Source organism: Methylobacterium sp. WL103 (genome assembly GCF_008039885.1).
In the GTDB taxonomy this organism is placed as follows: Bacteria; Pseudomonadota; Alphaproteobacteria; order Rhizobiales; family Beijerinckiaceae; genus Methylobacterium; species Methylobacterium cerastii.
The window spans coordinates 1-19,314 of record NZ_VRUX01000006.1 but is presented as its reverse complement, the minus strand read 5'-3'; the positions used below and the strand labels follow the sequence as shown (position 1 = coordinate 19,314).

Genomic DNA, 19,314 nt, shown 5'->3' with positions numbered 1-19,314 from the left:
ATTTCGCCAGTGCAACCTCGCCCCGTCACCATCTCGGTTGTACCTGCCTGGGTCAGAGCATCGGCGCGACACAGAATCAGCAATCGCGGAAGGTCACGTACCCAGGCTTGACCCAGGAAACCGATCCGGGGACGGAAAGCGCATGATGACCTCCCTCGTCGACACCGGACAATGTGGGCGACGCCCCTTCTGAGCGTTGAGGCATTACCGCGCCGTCTGGATGCCCCGAATGGTTGCGAACAGCGCGGCAGCATCGCGAGCACCCCGCATCGCGGACGCGGCCTCGGGATCTCGCATCCGGCGCGAGACGCAGGCCAGGGCGTTGAGTTGCGAACCCTGAGCCTCGGTCGGGAGCAGCAGGAGAAAGACGAGGTCGACAGGACGCTCGTCGATGGCATCGAAGTCGACCGGATCACGCAGGCGGACCAGGCATCCGAAGGGGCGCCGAACGGTCTCAAGCCGGGCATGCGGTAAGGCGATGCCGTTCCCGACCCCGGTCGAACCGAGACCCTCCCGCTTTTCCAGCGCCGATCGTACCAGGGCGGCTTCCAGGTCGAGAGCCTGGGCGGCCCGACGCGCCAGGTCGTCCAGGACCGCGGCCTTGTTACCGACGCGAACGCCAACGGCGACATGGTCGGGAGATAGGAACTCGTCGATCGTCATTCGGTGCAGCTCGCTCACGGGCGGTCGGTATCCGGCAGGGCGTTCGGTCACTTGGGGGGGATTCGGGGAATGTCGGTGGGCCTTGCCGCGATGCGATGGAAAGAAGGTTCAGGCGCGAGCCTCGTCGTCCGGGGCACGTAACCGGTAGCCCACGCCGGTCTCGGTCAGGAGGATGCGCGGGCGCTCGGGATCGGCCTCCAGCTTGAGGCGAAGCTGGCGCATGTAGACCCGCAGGTACTGCGGGTCCGACGAGGTCGAGACCTCGCTCATGAGCTGGGCATGGGTCAGGGCCTTCCCGGCATGCTGGATCAGGACGCGCAGGAAGTCGTACTCGCGCGGGGTCAGCTTCACGTCCGCGCCGCGCACACGCACGAGGCGACGCACGAGGTCGACGCTGAGGCCATCGACCTCGAACAGGGCGCGCTCACCCTGGACGGCGAGTTGGTGGCGCAAGGCCGCGCGGATGCGGGCGAGGAGCTCGCCCATGCCGAAGGGCTTGGTGACGTAGTCGTCGGCACCGAGATCGAGGGCCTCGACCTTGCCGGCCTCGTCATCGCGGCTCGACAGGACGACCACCGGCAGGTCGCGATGGTCCTTGCGGATGCCCCGCAGCAGGTCGTGCCCGCGCATGTCGGGCAGCCCGAGGTCGAGGATGACGAGGTCGACCGTCTCGCGGGACAGGACGTCGAGGGCGGTTCCTCCGTTGGGCGCCTCGAAGGTCTCGTAGCCCTGGGTCGCCAGGCCCATGCGCAGGAGCTTCCGGATCGGCGGCTCGTCGTCGATGACGAGGATGTTCATGCTCATGCCGCCAGATCCGAGTGAACGTGCCCCGACGGCGGGACGGGCAGGAGGATGGTGAAGACCGCGCCCGGGCGGTCGCGGCGGTTGCCTGCCGTCAGCGTGCCGCCCATGGCCTCGACGAACCCGCGGGCGATCGCGAGGCCGAGGCCGGTCCCGGCCCGGACGCTGTCGGACTTGCGCACCCTGTAGAACTTGTCGAACACCCGCTCGACGTCGGCCTCGGGCAGCCCGTCTCCCTCGTCGAGGACCTGAAGCCGGACTTGCCCCCGCTCGGCCACGCCCCTGACGGTGACGGTGGAGCCCTCGGGGGCGTACTTCGCGGCGTTGTCGAGGAGATTCACCAGCACCTGCTCGAACAGGACCGGATCGAGACGCAGGGCCGGCAACGTGGTCGGCAGGTCGAGGCGTACTTGGTGATCCGAGAGGATCGGGCCGAGGCGGCGCAAGGCGGTGTCGACGCTCTCGCCGACGTCCTGCGGGGTGAGGCTCGCGGCCACCGCTCCGGCCTCCAGGCGGGTCATGTCGAGGAGGTTGACGATGAATCGGTTCAGCCGCTCGGACTCCTCGATGATGGTGTCGAGAAGGTCCCTCTTGGCGTCCGCGGCCAAGGCCTCGTCGAGGTCGCGTAGGGTCGTGGCTGCTCCCAGCACCGAGGACAGCGGCGTGCGCAGGTCGTGCGAGATCGAGGTCAGCAAGGCCTGGCGCAGGCGGTCGGTCTCGGCGGCGCGCTCGGCACGGTCGAGGTCCTCCACCAGGCGGACACGCTCGATGGCGAGCGCCGCCATGTCGGCCAGGGCGTCGAACAGGCGCCGGTTCTCGGGAGAGAGGATCGGCCCGGTCCCGTCGGTGTCGAGGCCGATCACGCCGACGATGCCGCGGCCCGTGCGCATGGGCAGGAACAGGCGCTTGGCCCCCGGCAGGGTGTCGGCGCCACGGCCTGCCGGTCGCTCGTTATCGAAGGCCCAGGTCGCAGCGCCGAGATCGGCCGCATCGAGGGTATCCTCCGGGGGGAAGCCGGCTCGGACCGAGACCGCCCCGTCCCGGGGCAGCAGCAGGACGACGCGCACCCTCAGCATGGCGGCGATCTGGGCCGACGTCGCCCAGAGCACGTCGTCGAGGGTGGCACATCCGGCGAGCTTGCGGCTGAAGCCGTAGAGCCGCTCCGTGGCGCGGGCGCGACCATGCGAGACCATGGCCTCCTGACGCGACCGGGACGCCAGGTTCGAGACCACCACCGCCACCACCGTGAACAGCAGGAAGGCGGCGACGTTGGTCGGGTCGGTGATGGTGAAGGTGTATACCGGCGGAAGGAAGAAGAAGTCGTAGGACAGCGAGCCGATGACCACCGCGAGCAGCGAGGGCCCGAGCCCGAAGCGCACCGCGACCGCGACGATGGCGCTGAGCAGGATCAGGTCGGCGTTCTCGACGCCGAGGTATGGCTCGACCACGAGGGCGAGCCCGAGGGCCGCGACCGTGGCGAGGGTGCCCACGATGTAAGGCAGGACCTCGAAGGCCGGCTTGGCCGGCGCTGTGGTGACCGTCTTCGGCGGGACCAGATCGGCCTTGGTCGCCTCTCCGGTGATGACGTGGATGCTGATGTTGCCCGAGCGTCGAACGATGTCGTGCACCACCGAGCCGTTGAGGAGCTCGAACAGCGCGGACCGGTCGGCCTTGCCGAGGATGATGTGGTTGACGTTGGTCGAGCGGGCGAAGGCTAGGATATCGTCTGCGACACGGCGCCCACCCGGCAGGGTCACGGCATCGCCGCCGAGGCGGTCCGCAAGGCGCAGGGTGTCGGCGATGCGGTCGCGCGCGGCCTCGTCGAGGGACAGGCTGCGTGGCCCTTCCACGGTGACGGCCGTCCAGGGCGCGTGCAGCCTGTCGGCAAGACGCTTGGCGTGCCGGACGAGGCCGGCGGAACGGGGGTCCTCGCTGATGCAGACGAGCACCCGCTCGCCGGCGCCCCAGGGGCCCGCGATAGCGTTGGCCCGCATGTGGCTGAGGAGTTCGTCATCGACGCGGTCGGCGGTCCTTCGTAGGGCGAGCTCTCGCAGGGCCGTCAGGTTGCCCCGCGAGAAGTAGTGCTTGAGGGCGCGCTCGGCGTTGCCCTTCACGTAGACCTTGCCGTCCCGGAGGCGCTGGATCAGGTCGTCGGGGTTGAGGTCCACCACCTCGATGTCGTCGGCGCGGTCGAGGATGCCGTCGGGGACGGTCTCGCGCACCCGGATGCGGGTGATCTGCGCGACGACGTCGTTCAGGCTCTCGACGTGCTGGATGTTGAGGGTGGTGTAGACGTCGATGCCGGCGTCGAGCAGTTCCTCGACGTCCTGGTAGCGCTTCGGATGGCGCGAGCCCGGCGCGTTGGTGTGGGCGAGCTCGTCCACCAGCGCCAGAGCCGGGCGCCGGGCGAGCAGCGCGTCGAGGTCCATCTCGTCGAGCGCCGCGCCGTGGTAGGCGACCGAGCGACGGCCCAGCACCTCGAAGCCTTCGACGAGCGCCAAGGTCTCGATGCGCCCGTGCGTCTCGACCACGCCGACGACCACGTCCGTGCCAGCCTTGAGCCGGGCACGTCCAACGGTGAGCATCTCGTAGGTCTTGCCGACCCCCGGGGCCGCCCCGAGGAAGATCTTGAGGCGGCCGCGACCGCCTTCCTCGCGCCGTGCCGCCTGAAGCAACGCGTCGGGCGAGGGACGGTCGGGATCGTGGCGCGGGGCCGTCGTGGTCAGGATGCTCATCCGGCGACGTTACTTCGAGCCGAGGCCGTCCAGGGCGATGTTGAGGGCGAGCACATTCACGCGCGGCTCGCCGAGGATGCCGAGGAAGCGGCCCTGAAGCTGGGAGTCGACGAGACCCCTTACCCGTTCCTCGGTCAGGCCTCGGGCCTTGGCGACCCGGGGAACCTGGAACAGGGCGGCGTCGGGTGAAATGTCCGGGTCGAGGCCCGAGCCGCTCGTGGTCACGAGATCGACCGGGACCGGCCGACCCGGGTTCTCGGCTTGGCGCGCGGCGACGTCCGCCTTCACACGTTCGGCCAGGGCGGCGCTCGTCGGCCCGAGGTTCGAGCCCGACGAGTTCGCGGCGTTGTAGGGCGACGGGACGGTCTTGGCGGCGTCGGCCGGGTCGGCGGCGCTCGTGGCGGAGGGACGGCCCTGGAAGTAGTGGTCGCTGGTGAAGGACTGCCCGATCAGGCTGGAGCCGACGACCTTGCCGTCGCGCTCGATCAGGCTGCCGGCGGCCTTGGCGGGGAAGATCGCCCCCGCGATGCCTGTCATCGCAAGGGGGTAGGCGAGCCCGGTGATGGCCGACAGGGCGATCAGCAGGACGAGGGCGGGGCGAAGCTGGTTCAGCATGGACGTTGGCCTGATTTGGAGTTTTGTGGGGCTCAGACGAGGTGCAGGGCGGTGATTGCCAGGTCGATGGCCTTGATGCCGACGAAGGGCACCAGGATGCCGCCCAGGCCGTAGATCAGGAGGTTGCGGCGCAGCAGAGCCGCGGCGCCGACCGCCCGGTAGGACACGCCCTTCAGCGCCAGCGGGATCAGCACGACGATGATCAGCGCGTTGAAGATGATCGCCGACAAGATCGCGCTCTGGGGCGAGGCGAGCCCCATCACGTTCAGCGCCTGGAGCTGCGGGTAGAGCCCGAGGAACATCGCCGGGATGATGGCAAAGTATTTCGCCACGTCGTTGGCGATGGAGAACGTGGTCAGCGCCCCGCGGGTCATCAGCAACTGCTTGCCGATGCCGACGATCTCGATGAGCTTGGTCGGGTCGCTGTCGAGGTCGACCATGTTGCCGGCCTCGCGGGCCGCCACCGTGCCGGTGTTCATGGCCACGCCGACGTCGGCCTGCGCCAAAGCCGGGGCATCGTTGGTGCCGTCGCCGCACATGGCGACGAGCTTGCCCTCCGCCTGCTCCTTGCGGATCAGCGCCAGCTTGTCCTCCGGCGTCGCCTGGGCGAGGAAGTCGTCGACGCCGGCCTCGGCCGCGATGGCAGCCGCGGTCATCGGGTTGTCGCCGGTGATCATCACCGTGCGGATACCCATCTGCCGGAGCTCGGCGAAGCGCTCGCGGATGCCGCCCTTCACGATGTCCTTGAGGTAGACGACGCCGAGAAGCCGGCCGTCCCGCGTCACGGCGAGCGGGGTGCCGCCCGCCTTGGCGACGTCCTCGGCGATGGCCTGGATCTCGCGCACCGTCTCGTCGGCGACGCCTGGGCTGAAAGCCAGCGCCGCGCCGGAGCCACGGGTCGCCATCGGCTGTGAACTCACCGAGGCGATGATGGAATCGACGGCGCCCTTGCGGATGGAAGAACCGTCAAGATCGACGCCGCTCATCCGGGTCTGGGCCGTGAAGGGCACGAAGGTCGCATTCAGGCTCGCCATGTCGCGGGCCCGGATGCCGTACTTCTCCTTGGCCAGCACGACGATGGAGCGCCCCTCCGGGGTCTCGTCGGCCAGCGAGGCCAACTGGGCGGCGTCGGCGAGGTCCTGCTCGGTCACGCCGCGGACGGGGCGGAACTCGGTGGCCTGCCGGTTGCCCAGCGTGATCGTGCCGGTCTTGTCGAGCAGCAGGGTGTCGACGTCGCCGGCCGCCTCCACCGCGCGTCCCGACATGGCGAGCACGTTGAAGCGCACCAGCCGGTCCATGCCGGCGATGCCGATGGCCGACAGGAGCGCGCCGATGGTCGTCGGGATCAGGGTGACGAACAGGGCCACAAGCACGATGAGCGGGATCGATCCGCCGGCGTAGGAGGCAAAGCTCGGGATCGAGGCGACGGCGAAGACGAAGATCAGGGTCAGCCCGGCGAGCAGGATGTTCAGCGCGATCTCGTTCGGGGTCTTCTGCCGCGACGCGCCTTCGACGAGGGCGATCATGCGGTCGACGAAGGTCGAGCCGGCAGCCGCGGTGATCCGCACCCGGATCTCGTCGGAAAGCACCTGCGTGCCGCCGGTCACCGCCGAGCGGTCGCCGCCGGATTCGCGGATCACGGGTGCGGACTCGCCGGTGATGGCGGCCTCGTTCACCGAGGCGACGCCGAGGATCACCTCTCCGTCCGATGGGATGATGTCGCCGGCCTCCACCAGGACCACGTCACCGACCTTCAGGTCGTTGCCGGGGATTGTCTCGTAGTCCCGACCCGAACCCTTCAGGCGCTTGGCCATGGTCTCGGTGCGGGTACGGCGCAGGCTGTCGGCCTGGGCCTTGCCGCGGCCTTCCGCGATAGCCTCGGCGAAGTTGGCGAACAGCACGGTGAACCACAGCCAGAGGATGATCTGGCCGGAGAAGGCTAGGTTGGCGCCGCCGGTCGCGACGTCACGGATGAACAGGAAGGTGGTGAGCGCGGCGACGACCTCGACCACGAACATGACCGGGTTCTTGATCATCTTGCGCGGGTCGAGCTTGGTCAGGGCGCCGACGAGCGCCGGGCCGACGAGGGCGGCGCTGAACAGGCTGGTGGAGTTTGGGCGGGCCATTGCGGGTGTCCGGATTGGATGGGGAGGCAGCTCGGGCGGCGGCGCGATGACGCGCCGCCGGGCGGGGCTCAGGGTGCCAGCGCGCGGCCGAGGAGGGCCGCCCCGGCCATGATGCCGAGGGCGCCGAGCAGGGTCAGGCCGAGCATGCCGAGGATGACGTCCGAGAGCCGGAGGTCACTGCGGCTCCGCTGCACCCGGTCCCAGGTTGGAGGGCGAGGGCGATGGGCGGATAGCGCTCGGCGGGTCGGTGACCGTCTCGGAGAGCGGTGCGGCAGCGAAAGGTGCCGCATCTCAGCCTCCCGCCGCGAAGGTCTGGCCGAGGCCGCCGGCGAGGTGCTCGACGATGGGTCCGAGCGCCAGCGCCGGGAAGAAGGTCAGCCCGCCGACGATCAGGATCACGCCGACCAGCAGGCCGACGAACAAGGCCCCATGCGTCGGAAACGTCCCGGCCGAGGCCGGCACCGTCTTCTTGGCGGCGAGCGACCCCGCGATGGCGAGCGCCGGGACGATCACGAAGAACCGGCCGAACAGCATGCCGATCCCGAGCGTGGTGTTGTAGAACAGGGTGTTGCCGGTGAGCCCGCCGAAGGCCGAGCCGTTGTTCGCCGCCGCCGAGGTGAAGGCGTACAGGATCTCCGAGAAGCCGTGCGGGCCGGCGTTGGCCGGGCCGGCGAGGCCGGCGGCGACGACGGTGGCCAGCGCCGTGAACCCCAACATCATCAGCGGCAGGCACAGGATGGCGAGCATCGCCATCTTGACCTCCTTGGCCTCGATCTTCTTGCCGAGGTACTCGGGCGTGCGACCGACCATGAGGCCGGCGACGAAGATCGTCACGATGACGAAGACGAGGATGCCGTAGAGGCCGGCCCCGACGCCGCCGACAATGATCTCGCCGAGCTCCATGTTGATCAGCGGGATCATGCCGCCGAGCGCGGTGAAGCTGTCGTGCATGGCGTTCACCGCGCCGCACGAGGCCGCCGTGGTGACGGCCGCGAACAGAGCCGAGGCGACGATGCCGAAGCGGACCTCCTTGCCCTCCATGTTCCCGCCGGTCAGGCCGAGGCCGTTGAGGACGGGGCTGCCGGCGCTCTCGGCCCAGTAGACCACCGCAGTTCCGGCGAGGAAGAGCACGCCCATGGCCGCGAGGATCGCCCAGCCCTGGCGCTCGTCGCCGACCATGCGGCCGAAGACGTTGGTGAGCGCCGCGCCGATCACGAAGATCGAGACGATCTGGACGAAGTTCGAGAGCGCCGTGGGGTTCTCGAACGGGTGGGCGGCGTTGACGTTGAAGAACCCGCCGCCGTTGGTGCCGAGCATCTTGATCGCGACCTGGCTCGCCACCGGGCCGACCGCGATGGTCTGCTTGGCGCCTTCCAGGGTGGTGGCCTCGATGGCCCCGCCGAAGGTCTGGGGAATGCCCTGGGAGACCAGGAACAGCGTGTAGACGACGCAGATCGGCAGCAGCACGTAGAGGGTGGTCCGGGTCAGGTCGACCCAAAACGAGCCCACGGTGGCGGTCGAGGCGCGCGAAAAGCCGCGCACCAGGGCGACGGCCAGGGCGATGCCGGTCGCCGCCGACAGGAAGTTCTGGTGGGTCAGGCCCAGCATCTGCGTGAGGTACGACATCGTCGTCTCACCGCCGTAGTTCTGCCAGTTCGTGTTCGTCACGAAGCTCGCCGCCGTGTTGAAGGCGAGGTCCGGCGCGACGGCGGACTGCCCGTCCGGGTTGAACGGCAGCACCGCCTGGAAGCGCAGCAGCCCGTACAGGGCGAGGAAGCCGAGCACGTGGAAGGCGAGCATGGCCAGGGCGTAGGACAGCCAATGCTGTTCCTGCGCCGCTTTGATGCCGGCGACGCGGTAAAGCCCGCGCTCGACCGGGGCGAGCACGGGCGAGAGGAAGGTTCGCTCACCCGTGAAGACACGGGTCATGTAACCGCCGAGAGGGCGGGCGAGCGCGAGGACGACCGCGCAGAACAGCGCGATCTGGATCCAGCCGTTGATGGTCATGGAAGGTGTTCCTTCAGAACCGCTCGGGGCGGACGAGGGCGTAGGTGAGGTATCCGAGCAGCCCCAGGGCCACGAGGGCGCCGAGCGTCAGGTCGAGGGTCATGGCGAGGCTCAAAGGCGTTCGCAGAGGGCGGCGTAGCCCGCGGCCAGGCCGAAGAAGGCGAGCCCCGCGGCGATGAAGGCAATGTCGAGCATGGTCGGTCCGTTCGGTTCGGGGGCCGATACATGACCGGTCTCGCCCAGGACCAATTTGGACGCGAACCGCATTAGGGTTCGAGACGGAAGCGGAGACGATCTCATAAGGTTTGCATTAGGATCTGTGGACGTGCGACCTCGCCCGATGACACCGCTAGTTCAGTCCAGTGACATGGAAAGAAGCAAGGTGAGGCGGAACTCGGCGCACCCGAGGGGGCAGCCGGCCTGGGCAGATCGGGGGCACCCGGTCATCCAGGTTGATCGGTCGGCCTGGACGACACCATCGCCTGCGAGCCGATAGCCATGGAAGATGGTCCCGCATCCCCGACACCGGAAGCGCAGGCGTTGCAGGCATTCTAAGGATGATGTTTGGCCGATGGCACCGGCACGATCGGATTGGGCGGGTCGTCGGTCGATGACATCCATGAGCGTCGAGCGCCTTGGACCCCTTTTGGGGCGGCCTGCGACGATCCTCGAACCGGCATAAGGGTTCGAGAGGGGTCGGCTTCGTAGGGCTGGACGACCTGCCCTGTCTCGTCCCTTGCGCGCCTCTTTGGGTTTGAGCTAGCTGCCGATGATGCGCTTGCGTTTCTGCCAGGTGGCCACCTTCCGGAGGAGACGCGATAGCTGCTCGACCGAGTACGGCTTGTGCAGGAGCTCGAAACCGTAGGTGCCGTTCTTCGCCAGCACGTGGCTGTAGCCCGAGGCCAGTAGTACAGGCATGTCGTGATGCCGACGGCGGATCTCGTGTGCCAGGTCGATCCCGTTCATGCCCGGCATCACCACGTCGGTGAAGACCACGTCGAAGCGGGCGGCATCCTTCTCCAGCTCGGCCAACGCCTCCTCGGCGTCCGACGCCCAGACAGTGATGTAGCCGAGCTCGGCCAGGGTCTGGGTCGCGAACGTCCCGACATCCACGTTGTCCTCGACCACCAGGACGCAGGTGCCATGCCCATCGACGAGAGGCTCGGGCTCCGCCTTGGGCGCAGGGGCGGCGGCATCGACCCTCGGCAGATACAGCACGAACATCGTACCCTGGCCGACCGTACTCTGGACCCGGATCTCGCCGCCGGATTGCTTCGCGAAGCCGAAGACCTGACTGAGACCCAGGCCCGTTCCCTGCCCAACGCCTTTGGTCGTGAAGAACGGCTCGAAAATGTGCTCGATCCGCTCGGGATCGATGCCCGATCCGGTGTCCTCGATGCACACCGCGACGAAGTCCCCCAACACTGCGGGATGGCTGCGGATTAACGGGATAGTGGAGACGGGGTGCACCGTAATGGTGAGAGTACCCTCGCCATCCATGGCATCGCGGGCGTTGACCGCCATGTTCACCAAGGCCGTGTCGAACTGGCTCGGGTCGGCGTTGATGAAGCAGGGCTCGTCCGGGATGTTCGTGACGATCTTGATGCGCGAACCGCTTAGCGTCCCGACCATGTCGCTGATGGTGAGAACGCTACGGCCAGCATCAAAGACCTCCGGCTTCAATGCCTGCCGGCGCGCGAAGGCAAGGAGCTGACCCGTGAGCTTGGCAGCGCGAGCGACGGTGTCGGAGATCGCGCCGATGTAGCGCTGACGTCGCTCCTCCGGCAGGTCCGGACGCTTGAGCAGGTCGGTGGATGACTTGATGACCGTGAGTAGGTTGTTGAAGTCATGCGCGACGCCGCCGGTGAGCTGACCGACCGCTTCCATCTTCTGGGCCTGGCGCAGGGCTTCCTGGGCGGAGGCAAGCTCCGTCTCGCGTGCCTTGACGATGGTCAGGTCGCGACCGACGGCGATGAAGTGTGTTCCGTCGGCCTCGGGCACGACCATCCACTCGATGGGCTTCCAACCCCCGTCCTTGGCGCCGATGCGGTTCTCGAAGCGCGTCGGTCGCCTCGTCTTCCCCATCCGGGCGAGGCCGTCCAGCGTCGGCTCCATGTCGTCCGGGTGCATGAAGGTCCCGTACGGTCGCGACAGGAGCTCGGCCTCGGTCCAGCCGAGGACCCGGGTCCAGGCCGGACTAACCGCCGACATCATCCCTTCGTAGTCCGCTACGGCCAGCATGTCCTCGGACAACGTCCAGAGCCGGTCGCGCTCGGCCGTTCGCTCCAGGACCTGCTGCTCCAGAGTGGTGTTCAGAACCTGGAGCTCTTCCTCCATACGCTTGCGCTCGGAGATGTCGCTGAAGAGCACGGCGACCCTGCGTGCAGCTGGATCACCGACGCGCAGGGCCCGCACATCGAACCAGCGTCCGAACACGTCAGCCTTGTTCTCGAAATGAGCGGGTTCGCCCGTTCGCGCGACGTGCCCATAGGTGTCGAACCAGTGGCGTTCGAGGTCGGGGGCGAACTCGCTGACCCATCGGCCGACCACGTCGGCGCCGGTCTGCCGCTCGAAGGCGGGGTTGGCTTCAAGGATGCGGTAGTCGATGGCTCGGTCCGCATCGTCGAACGTCACCTCGATGATGCAGAACCCGACGTCGATGCTCTCGAACAGGGTGCGGTAGCGGCTCTCGCTCTCGGCCAAGGCGGCCTGCGAACGGATCTGGTCCGAGACCTCGTAGCCACCGGCGAAGATGCCGGTGACGGCCCCGCCCGCGCCGCGAATGGGCTGGTACAGGAAGTCGAGGTATCGATCGCTGTCCTCGCCCGCGAACCGGATCGGAACGGCACGGGCCGTGAACGGATCGCCCGTCGCGTAGACCTGATCGAGAAGCTCGTAGAACCCTTGGCCGACCAGTTCCGGAAACACCTCGCGGACGTTGCGGCCGATGTAGTCCCGTCGGCCGGCTACCACGACGTAGGCGTCGTTCACGTACTCGAAGACATGGCCTGGGCCGCGCAGCACGGCGACGAACCCGGGCATCTGCTGGAGCAGAGCCTGTTGCCGCTGTCGTTCGGAAGCGGCCTGTCGCTCGGCGAGCACCTGGCGGGTTGTTTCGGTGCAGGCGCAGAACAGGCCCAGGATCGCACCATCATCGCCGGGTACAGGGGTGTAGGAGAAGGCGAAGTGCGCTTCTTCCGGGTAGCCGTTGCGGTGGAGGGTGAGCTGCAGGTCCTCCATGTGCACGGGCTCTCCCGCGAACACGCGATCCATCAGAGCGCCCACCTCGCCTTGGATTTCAGGCCAGGTCTCGAAGAACGGGCGACCCAGGGCTCTGGGGTGCCTCTCGCCTAGCATGGGCGCGTAGGCGTCGTTGTAGACCAGGGTACGGTCCGCCCCCCAGGCGATGAACATCGGTTGCCGCGAGTTCAGCATCACCCGCACGAGGGTCAGGAGCGGCTGCGGCCAGTGCTCCTGCGGCCCAAGCGATGTGCCCGACCAATCGTAGGCACGCATGAGCGCGCCCATGTCGCCGCCGCCGGCGAGCGCCGAAGTATCCACCATCGACTCAGCCCTGTGGCCGACTGAGAGACGCCGGCGCGCCGCGGGCTGCCTGACCGATGGCCTCGCCTTCGTCCCTGTTGCGCAGGACCCGGATGGCGGTGCGGATGAGGTCGCTGGTCGAGGCGTACTCGCCCTTGGCCACCTGGCTGTCGATCCAGGCAGCAAGCGCTTCCGTGAGGGCTATGTGGCGAGAGTGTTTGGCGGGCATATCCGCCTTCTAACACAACCGGCGGTTGGGGTGTTTCCTTCCAAGCCACCAGGGCGCAGGCACCTATCTGCAGCCCGCGCTGAGAAGCCAGAGCTGGCGCCCCGCCTGCTTGGCTTTGCGCCATCGAAACGCTCCCAAGGCTATGACCAGCGTTACGTTTGGTCTGACGCGGGCCGAGCGACGATGTCCGCTTCCGCCAACGCTCGCCTGGAAGCGGACGGTCGCAAATCCACCCGGCCCAGACGAGGGCCATCCTTCGCCCACCTACCGCGAAGCGGAACTTCCGAAGGCCCGAGAAGGGTCGACAACAGACTCCAACCTCTAAAGCACGGCGTGCACAGCGGCTGCTGCGCGGCTTCGAAATTCGAAGGTGGCTGCCCTGGTCCCGCTCGTGCTTGGCTTGTCGCGGTAGGATACCGGACGGGGCCGGCAGGATGGGCAGACGCGGCATGGCAGGTGGACGGGATACGGCGGGGAGCCGGGCGCAGCAGGGAAGCACGGACCGGGTCGGGGCGATCTGCCGGGCGCTGCGGCGGGCCATCGTCGAACGGGCGGTGGCCCCCGGCGACCGCCTGCCGGAAGATGCCCTCGGCGAGCGTTTCGGCGTCAGCCGCACGATCGCGCGCCAAGCCCTGGGGCAACTCGCCAGCGAAGGGCTCGTGGAGCTGCGCCGCAACCGCATCGCCGTCGTGGCGACCCCGGGTTGGGACGAGGCGCGCGACACCTTCGACATCCGCATGGGCGTCGAACGCATCGTCGTCGCGCGCCTCGTCGGCAGCCTCGACACCGTGCAGGAGGCCGCCCTGCACGCGCATGTCGACAGCGAAGAGGCGGCCCAGCGCGGTGGCGAGCCAGGCTCCATCCGCCTCGCGACGGAGTTCCACCTGCTGTTGGCCAAGTTGACCGGCAGCCCCGTACTGGAGCGCTACGTCGGCGAACTCGGCTACCGCTGCGCCCTCATCCTATCGCTCTACAGCAGGCCCCATTCGGCCGAATGCGCCGTCGCCGAGCACCGTGCACTCATCGCCGCGCTCGCCGCAGGCGACGCCGCCCACGCGACGGCGCTTATGGACCACCACCTCGATGCCGTGGCCGAGCGCGCCCGCATCGTCGCCACCCCGCCTCGGGACCGCGACCTCGTGAGGCTCCTCGCACCCTACGCCGAGGTCGCGATCTGATCAGGCGGTGATGCCGCGTTGCGACAGAATCCGCTCGGCGCTGTCGTTCCACACCTCCATGGTGACGATCAGGCCATCGCGGACGGTGAAGCGGTCGACGTAGCGGTTGCCCGCGAACTGCGTCCCGTCGGGCCAGGCGCCGTAGAGGGTGCCCAGGCTGTAGACCGTGGTCGTCCCGTCCCCCGGCACTGCGTCGAGGCGCTCCATCCGCTTCTTCACCCAGGCATAGCGCCCGGCGTTGAACGCGGTGACTTCGCGCGGATGCCGGAAGCTGCGGGCGCCCGTGAACACGATCTCGATGCCCGGCGCCATGTAGGTCGCCGCCAACTCCGGGTCGGGCACCATCGAGGCTTCGAGATAGGCGACGACGATGGCGACGTCGTGCGCCGTCTTGTCCGGCGTCGAGACTCGGGTCGATCCTGTTTCGTCCGTCATCATCGCTTGTGCCTCCGGCCTGTCCGCATCCTTGCGAGCACCCTTGCGAGCATAATGCCGAAAGTGCATGCAAAAAGTGTATGCACTTTGTCGAAGTTCGCGGCAGCGCCTGCGGCCACAATCGGATTTCTCGATATCTTATAGGGACTTGCCTCCTGGCACAGGCGTTGCTGTACCTTCGCAAATTGCACCGGAGACGCCCACATGCTCATCAGCCAGTCTCTGACACGTCGCGCCGCCTTGGGCGCGGCCCTGCTGCTGGGCGTGTCCAGCGCGGCTTTGGCCGACGAGCCGATCCGCATCGGCCTCGTCACGGCGCTCAGCGGCCAGTCGGCCAAATCCGGCGAGGCGATCTCGCGCGGCATCGGCCTCGCCATCGACGAGATCAACGGCGCCGGCGGCGTCCTCGGCCGCCCGCTCGAGCTCGTGGCGCGGGACGACGAGGCCAATCCGTCGAAGGGCGTGCTCGCCGCCCGCGAACTCATCCAGCGCGTCGGCGTCGTCGCCCTGGTCGGCGGCCTCGACACACCCGTCTCCATGGCGTTGGTGCCGATCGCCAACCAGATGAAGGTGCCGTTCCTCGGCCCCTGGGCCGCCGGCACCGGCATCACCCGCAACGGGGCGGCCGACAACTACGCCTTCCGGGTCTCGGCCGTGGACGCCCTCGTCGACGAAGCCCTGGTCGCCTACGCGGTGAAGACCCACGGCGCGAAGAAGCCCGGCATGATCCTGGTGAACAACGCGTGGGGTGAATCGAACCAGCAAGGCCTCGTCGCGGCGCTCAAGGCGGCGAACCTCCCCAGCGCGGGCATCGAGAAGTACGAGGCCGCCGACGTCGACATGGTGCCCCAGCTGACACGCCTGAAGGAGGCCGGCGCCGACACGTTGTTCCTCGTCGGCAATGTCGGACCCTCGGCCCAGGTGGTCAAATCGCTGGACCGCATGGGCTGGTCCGTTCCCGTGGTCTCCCATTGGGGGCCGGCAGGCGGGCGCTTCGACGAACTCGCCGGCCCGAATGCCGGGAAGGTCCACTTCGTCCAGACCTTCACCTTCGCGGGAAACACCTCGCCGAAGGCTTCGGCCGTCCTCGAGGCGCTGAAGAAGAAGTACCCGGCGATCAAGTCGATGGCCGACGTGACGCCGGCGGTGGGCATCGCCAACGCCTACGACGCGATCCACCTGCTGGCGCTCGCGATCAAAGCAGCGAACTCGACCAAGGGGCCGGAGGTCCGCGACGGCTTCTACAAGATCGCGACCTACCCGGGCCTGATCAAGACCTACGACAAGCCCTTCGCTCCGGGGCAGCACGACGCGCTCGGTCCGCAGGACTACGTCTTCACCCGCTTCCAGAACGGCGAGATCGTCGCGGTGACGAACTGAGCCCCGTCGGATGCTGACCGGAACCCTCGTCACCGGCCTCGGCCTCGGCAGCATGTACGGGCTGATCGCGCTCGGCTTCCACATCACCTACGCGGTGTCGGGCACGGTCAACTTCGCGCAAGGGTCGGCCGTGACGCTGGGCGCCGTCCTCGGCTACTGGCTCGGGGTGACACTGGGCTGGCCGATGCCGCTCGCCGTCCTCGCCGCCCTCGCCGGTTGCGCCCTCCTTGGCGTGGTGGTGGAGCGGCTGCTGGTCTGGCCGTTCGTCGAGCGCGGCTCGGATGCGTGGCTGCTCGCCACGGTCGCCGGCGGCATCATCCTCGACAACACCATGCTGTTCACCTTCGGCAAGGAGCCGCGAAGCCTGCCTTCCGTACTCGCGGTGTCGCCCGTGCAGGTCTTCGGGACAGGAATCTACCCGCTCCAGCTCGTCATCCCCGTCCTCGGCGTCGCCGTGGCGCTCGTCATCCGCATGGTGTTCCGCCGGACCGACCTCGGGCGCGTGCTGCTGGCCGTCGCCCAGAACGCGGACGCGGCCCGCCTCATGGGCATCGATGTGCGGAAAACCGTGGCTTGCGCTTTCGCCCTGTCGGCGGTGCTGGCCGGCGTCGCGGGTCTGCTCATCGCGCCCCTATTCTCTGTTTCGGCAGAGATGGGCGCCCTGTTCGGGATCAAGGCCTTCGCCGTAGCGATCCTCGGCGGTATCGGCTCGGCCACCGGCGTCGTCGTGGCGGGGCTGCTCTACGGCCTCCTCGAGGCGGGCGTCACGGCGACGCTCGGATCCGCCTACACTCAGCTCATCGTGTTCTCGGTGATCATCCTCGCGCTGGCGCTGCGGCCCGACGGGTTGTTCGGCCGCAGCGCCGTCAACAAGGTCTGACGCCATGCGCCACCTGAACGGACGGCTGGCGATACCCTTCGCCATCGCGGCCCTCACGGCGACGGGCCTCGGCCTCGTCGCCGGAACATCCGGCTACAGTCATTTCATCATCGCGCTGGTGGCGTTGACGACCGTCGCGGGGGTCGGCCTCAACGTGCTCCTCGGGCTGACCGGCCTGATCTCCTTCGGCCATGCCGGCTTCTATGCCATCGGCGCCTATGCGAGTGCCGTGCTCACCGGCGCGGGGGTGAGCTTCTGGCTGGCCTTGCCGGCCGCGGCCTTGCTCTCGGCACTCGTCGGCGTGGTGCTGGCGGTGCCGGCCATGCGGGTGAAGGGGCCATATCTCGCCATGGTCACCATCGCCTTCGGCTTCATCGTCGAGCATGCGCTGATCGAGGGCGGCGCGCTCACCGGTGGGCAGAATGGCCTCGTCGTCACCGGCGGCCCGAGCCTTCTCGGCACCCCCTTCGCGGAGCGCGAACTTGCGATCTTGAGCGTGCTCAGCGCCGGAATGAGCCTCTACGGCTTCCACCGTCTGGCGCTCAGCCGCCTCGGCCGCGCCATGTGCGCCGTGCGGGATACCGACGTGGCGGCTGCCTCGCTGGGCTTCGATCCGGTGCGGGTGAAGACCCTGGCCTTCGCCGTCTCGGCGGCGCTCACGGGGCTCGCAGGCGCCGTGCTGCCGCCCCTCATGCTGTTCATCGCCCCCAGCTCGTTCCCGTTCTCGCAATCGATCCTGTTCGTCCTCGCGGTCGTTGTCGGTGGGGCCGGCACCGTGCTGGGGCCCCTGTTCGGCGCCCTCGTCACCGTGCTCTTGCCCGAGATGATGTCAGGGCTCGCCGAGTATCGGCTGCTGTCCTTCGGGATCGCCACCCTCGTGGTGCTCTGGCTCGTGCCGTCCGGTCTCGTCGGCAGCCTTTCGCGGCTGATACCCCTTCGTATGGACGCCCGGGTCACGGGAGACACCGACCTCGCCGGCTTCCTGGGCGATCGGTCGGGTGAGTCCTTGGTGGTGGAGGCCATCGGCATTCAGTTCGGCGGTATCCGCGCGGCGGACGGCGTGTCGTTCACCGCCGCTCCCGGTGCCGTCACCAGCGTCATCGGCCCGAACGGGGCCGGCAAGACCACGGTGCTCAATATGGTCTCGGGCTTCTACCGCCCGAGCACCGGTGCCATCCGCTTGGGTACCAGGGACCTCACGGGTGCGCCTGCGCAGGCCATCGCCCGGGCCGGCATCGCCCGCACCTACCAGACCACGCGGCTTTTCGGCTCGCTGAGTGTCGTCGACAACGTCGCCCTCGCCTTCTCTCCAGGCCGGCTCTTGCGTCGTGCCGGCCGCGACGATCGCGCCAAGGCCGCCGCCCTTCTCGCCTTCACCGGCTATGCCGGCGCCCTCGACCGGCGGGCCGACGAACTGCCCCATGTCGACCGGCGCCTCGTGGAGATCGCCCGCGCCCTCGCCGGCCGGCCCCAAGTGCTCCTCCTCGACGAGCCCGCCGCCGGTCTCACCCGCGCCGACACCGACCGCCTGGGCGGGCTCCTGCGCCGCATCGCCGGCTGCGGGGTCGCTGTGATCCTCGTCGAGCACGACATGCCGCTCGTCATGGGTATCTCCGACCACATCCTCGTCATGGATGCCGGGCGGCCCATCGCCAGCGGCGTCCCGGCCGCGATCCGCCACGACCCGGCGGTGATCCGCGCCTATCTCGGTGCCGCCGACACGCCGGCTCGGCCACGCGCGGCCCCCTGGCGGGGGCCGGCCAACGCCGTCCTCTCGGCCCAGGGTCTCACCGCCAGCTACGGCGCCGCCGCCGTGCTGGAGGGGGTGTCCCTGGAGGTCCGCCCCGGCGAGACCGTGGCGATGCTCGGCGCCAACGGTGCCGGCAAGTCCACGGCCATGCGGGCGCTCGCCGGCCTCCTGCGCCCAGTCGAGGGCGGAATCGTGCTGGAAGACCGCCCCGTCGATGGGCTCCCCGCCCACCGGATCGCCCGCCTGGGCCTCGCCCTCGTGCCCGAGGGCCGCCAAGTTTTTCCGGAGTTGACCGTCGTGGAGAACATCCGCCTCGGCGCCCACGGCCGGAAGGACCCGATCGACCCCGCCGAGATCGAGGCGCTGCTCACCCGCTTTCCCCGCCTGCGCGACCGGGCGACGAGTCGAGCCGGCCTCCTGTCGGGCGGCGAGCAGCAGATGCTCGCCATCGCCCGAGGGATGATGGCGCGGCCCCGCATCCTCCTCCTCGACGAGCCGTCGCTCGGCCTTGCGCCGGCGATGATCAATGCCCTCTACGCCGTGGTGGCGGAGCTTCGGGATGCCGGCACCACGATTCTCATCGTCGATCAGATGGCGGCGCTCGCCCTGACCGTGGCCGACCGCGGCTACGTCCTCGAGCAAGGCCGCGTCGTCACACAAGGAACGTCCGCCGAGCTCGCGGCGGACAAGGCCTTGGAGGCAGCCTACCTCGGCGCGGCGTAATCACTGTCTACCTTGAAAGCTTAAGGACCCGCATAGTTCTGACGGTCAAATTGAATGATCCACTTTCATCACAGACGTCCGACATGAGTAGCAAGTTGAAGGTCATATATAAATCATCGATTATCTCATACCAATCGGCGCTGACGCGGACTCACGGGGTTTCGCATTTGCGTCGGATCTGATTCGATTGGGCGAACCGGAGGGTTTGCCATGTCTGCCGCCATCCCGCTGCGAGACGATTTTACCGCT

General features: G+C 68.4%; 15 protein-coding genes and 1 pseudogene. 4 read left to right on the top strand and 12 right to left on the bottom strand.

Annotated features, from left to right (window positions below; translation table 11 throughout):
• Nucleotides 1-204 precede the first annotated feature (204 nt).
• The 11 genes and pseudogenes from FV222_RS01015 to FV222_RS30870 all read right to left on the bottom strand — a co-directional run.
• Nucleotides 205-663, bottom strand: coding sequence for a PTS sugar transporter subunit IIA (locus FV222_RS01015; protein WP_147812697.1), 459 nt, complete (start codon nucleotides 661-663; stop codon nucleotides 205-207).
• Nucleotides 664-771: 108 nt separating this feature from the next.
• The gene (locus FV222_RS01010) at nucleotides 772-1,467 is read right to left on the bottom strand and encodes a response regulator transcription factor (protein ID WP_147812678.1); all 696 of its coding nucleotides are present in this window, start codon (nucleotides 1,465-1,467) and stop codon (nucleotides 772-774) included.
• Entirely contained in the window at nucleotides 1,464-4,199 is a 2,736-nt protein-coding gene (locus FV222_RS01005; RefSeq protein ID WP_147812677.1) for a sensor histidine kinase KdpD, read from the bottom strand. The genes FV222_RS01010 and FV222_RS01005 overlap by 4 nt, the downstream gene beginning before the upstream one ends.
• Before the next feature lie 9 nt (nucleotides 4,200-4,208).
• Entirely contained in the window at nucleotides 4,209-4,814 is a 606-nt protein-coding gene (locus tag FV222_RS01000; protein ID WP_147812676.1) for a K(+)-transporting ATPase subunit C, read from the bottom strand.
• 32 nt (nucleotides 4,815-4,846) lie between these two features.
• A complete protein-coding gene (gene kdpB / locus FV222_RS00995) occupies nucleotides 4,847-6,940 on the bottom strand; it encodes a potassium-transporting ATPase subunit KdpB (RefSeq protein ID WP_147812675.1) in 2,094 nt (697 codons plus the stop codon).
• 68 nt (nucleotides 6,941-7,008) lie between these two features.
• The gene (locus FV222_RS31775; protein ID WP_281406853.1) at nucleotides 7,009-7,134 is read right to left on the bottom strand and encodes a hypothetical protein; all 126 of its coding nucleotides are present in this window, start codon (nucleotides 7,132-7,134) and stop codon (nucleotides 7,009-7,011) included.
• A gap of 97 nt (nucleotides 7,135-7,231) precedes the next feature.
• Entirely contained in the window at nucleotides 7,232-8,947 is a 1,716-nt protein-coding gene (gene kdpA, locus FV222_RS00990) for a potassium-transporting ATPase subunit KdpA (RefSeq protein WP_147812674.1), read from the bottom strand.
• 13 nt (nucleotides 8,948-8,960) lie between these two features.
• Nucleotides 8,961-9,050 carry a K(+)-transporting ATPase subunit F gene (locus FV222_RS00985; RefSeq protein WP_147812673.1) on the bottom strand — a complete coding sequence of 30 codons (90 nt, stop codon included), beginning with the start codon at nucleotides 9,048-9,050 and terminating at the stop codon, nucleotides 8,961-8,963.
• Nucleotides 9,051-9,058: 8 nt separating this feature from the next.
• Nucleotides 9,059-9,214: a hypothetical protein gene (locus FV222_RS29235; protein ID WP_187277152.1), complete on the bottom strand. Its 156-nt coding sequence runs from the start codon at nucleotides 9,212-9,214 to the stop codon at nucleotides 9,059-9,061.
• A 492-nt stretch (nucleotides 9,215-9,706) separates the two neighbouring features.
• Nucleotides 9,707-12,676 carry a PAS domain-containing protein gene (locus FV222_RS00980; protein ID WP_246685264.1) on the bottom strand — a complete coding sequence of 990 codons (2,970 nt, stop codon included), beginning with the start codon at nucleotides 12,674-12,676 and terminating at the stop codon, nucleotides 9,707-9,709.
• Nucleotides 12,637-12,719 (bottom strand): annotated as a pseudogene (locus tag FV222_RS30870) (type II toxin-antitoxin system ParD family antitoxin); the annotation flags it as partial. The gene FV222_RS00980 and the pseudogene FV222_RS30870, both read right to left, overlap by 40 nt.
• 449 nt (nucleotides 12,720-13,168) lie before the next feature.
• On the opposite strand from FV222_RS30870, the gene FV222_RS00970 reads away from it, so the two are divergent.
• Complete coding sequence (locus tag FV222_RS00970; protein WP_147812671.1) at nucleotides 13,169-13,897, top strand: GntR family transcriptional regulator; 729 nt, start codon at nucleotides 13,169-13,171, stop codon at nucleotides 13,895-13,897.
• Here the strand turns inward: FV222_RS00970 and FV222_RS00965 are convergent, their stop codons facing one another.
• Nucleotides 13,898-14,332: a nuclear transport factor 2 family protein gene (locus FV222_RS00965; protein WP_147812695.1), complete on the bottom strand. Its 435-nt coding sequence runs from the start codon at nucleotides 14,330-14,332 to the stop codon at nucleotides 13,898-13,900.
• A gap of 204 nt (nucleotides 14,333-14,536) precedes the next feature.
• Here FV222_RS00965 and FV222_RS00960 point away from each other — a divergent pair, with 204 nt between their 5' ends.
• Genes FV222_RS00960 through FV222_RS00950 form a run of 3 tightly spaced genes read left to right on the top strand, consistent with a single transcriptional unit; the run spans nucleotide 14,537 to nucleotide 19,065 of the window.
• A complete protein-coding gene (locus FV222_RS00960; RefSeq protein ID WP_147812670.1) occupies nucleotides 14,537-15,712 on the top strand; it encodes an ABC transporter substrate-binding protein in 1,176 nt (391 codons plus the stop codon).
• Between the two features lie 10 nt (nucleotides 15,713-15,722).
• A complete protein-coding gene (locus FV222_RS00955; RefSeq protein WP_147812669.1) occupies nucleotides 15,723-16,592 on the top strand; it encodes a branched-chain amino acid ABC transporter permease in 870 nt (289 codons plus the stop codon).
• Nucleotides 16,593-16,596: 4 nt separating this feature from the next.
• The gene (locus FV222_RS00950; RefSeq protein WP_147812668.1) at nucleotides 16,597-19,065 is read left to right on the top strand and encodes a branched-chain amino acid ABC transporter ATP-binding protein/permease; all 2,469 of its coding nucleotides are present in this window, start codon (nucleotides 16,597-16,599) and stop codon (nucleotides 19,063-19,065) included.
• Nucleotides 19,066-19,314 lie beyond the last annotated feature (249 nt).

Excerpts from the sequence above, each read along its gene's own strand:
- FV222_RS01015 (WP_147812697.1), bottom strand. The coding sequence starts at position 663 with ATGACGATCGACGAGTTCCTATCTCCCGACCATGTCGCCGTTGGCGTT.
- FV222_RS01010 (WP_147812678.1), bottom strand. The coding sequence starts at position 1,467 with ATGAGCATGAACATCCTCGTCATCGACGACGAGCCGCCGATCCGGAAG.
- FV222_RS01005 (WP_147812677.1), bottom strand. The coding sequence starts at position 4,199 with ATGAGCATCCTGACCACGACGGCCCCGCGCCACGATCCCGACCGTCCC.
- FV222_RS01000 (WP_147812676.1), bottom strand. The coding sequence starts at position 4,814 with ATGCTGAACCAGCTTCGCCCCGCCCTCGTCCTGCTGATCGCCCTGTCG.
- kdpB (WP_147812675.1), bottom strand. The coding sequence starts at position 6,940 with ATGGCCCGCCCAAACTCCACCAGCCTGTTCAGCGCCGCCCTCGTCGGC.
- kdpA (WP_147812674.1), bottom strand. The coding sequence starts at position 8,947 with ATGACCATCAACGGCTGGATCCAGATCGCGCTGTTCTGCGCGGTCGTC.
- FV222_RS00985 (WP_147812673.1), bottom strand. The coding sequence starts at position 9,050 with ATGACCCTCGACCTGACGCTCGGCGCCCTCGTGGCCCTGGGGCTGCTC.
- FV222_RS29235 (WP_187277152.1), bottom strand. The coding sequence starts at position 9,214 with ATGCGGTTCGCGTCCAAATTGGTCCTGGGCGAGACCGGTCATGTATCG.
- FV222_RS00970 (WP_147812671.1), top strand. The coding sequence starts at position 13,169 with ATGGCAGGTGGACGGGATACGGCGGGGAGCCGGGCGCAGCAGGGAAGC.
- FV222_RS00965 (WP_147812695.1), bottom strand. The coding sequence starts at position 14,332 with ATGACGGACGAAACAGGATCGACCCGAGTCTCGACGCCGGACAAGACG.
- FV222_RS00960 (WP_147812670.1), top strand. The coding sequence starts at position 14,537 with ATGCTCATCAGCCAGTCTCTGACACGTCGCGCCGCCTTGGGCGCGGCC.
- FV222_RS00955 (WP_147812669.1), top strand. The coding sequence starts at position 15,723 with ATGCTGACCGGAACCCTCGTCACCGGCCTCGGCCTCGGCAGCATGTAC.
- FV222_RS00950 (WP_147812668.1), top strand. The coding sequence starts at position 16,597 with ATGCGCCACCTGAACGGACGGCTGGCGATACCCTTCGCCATCGCGGCC.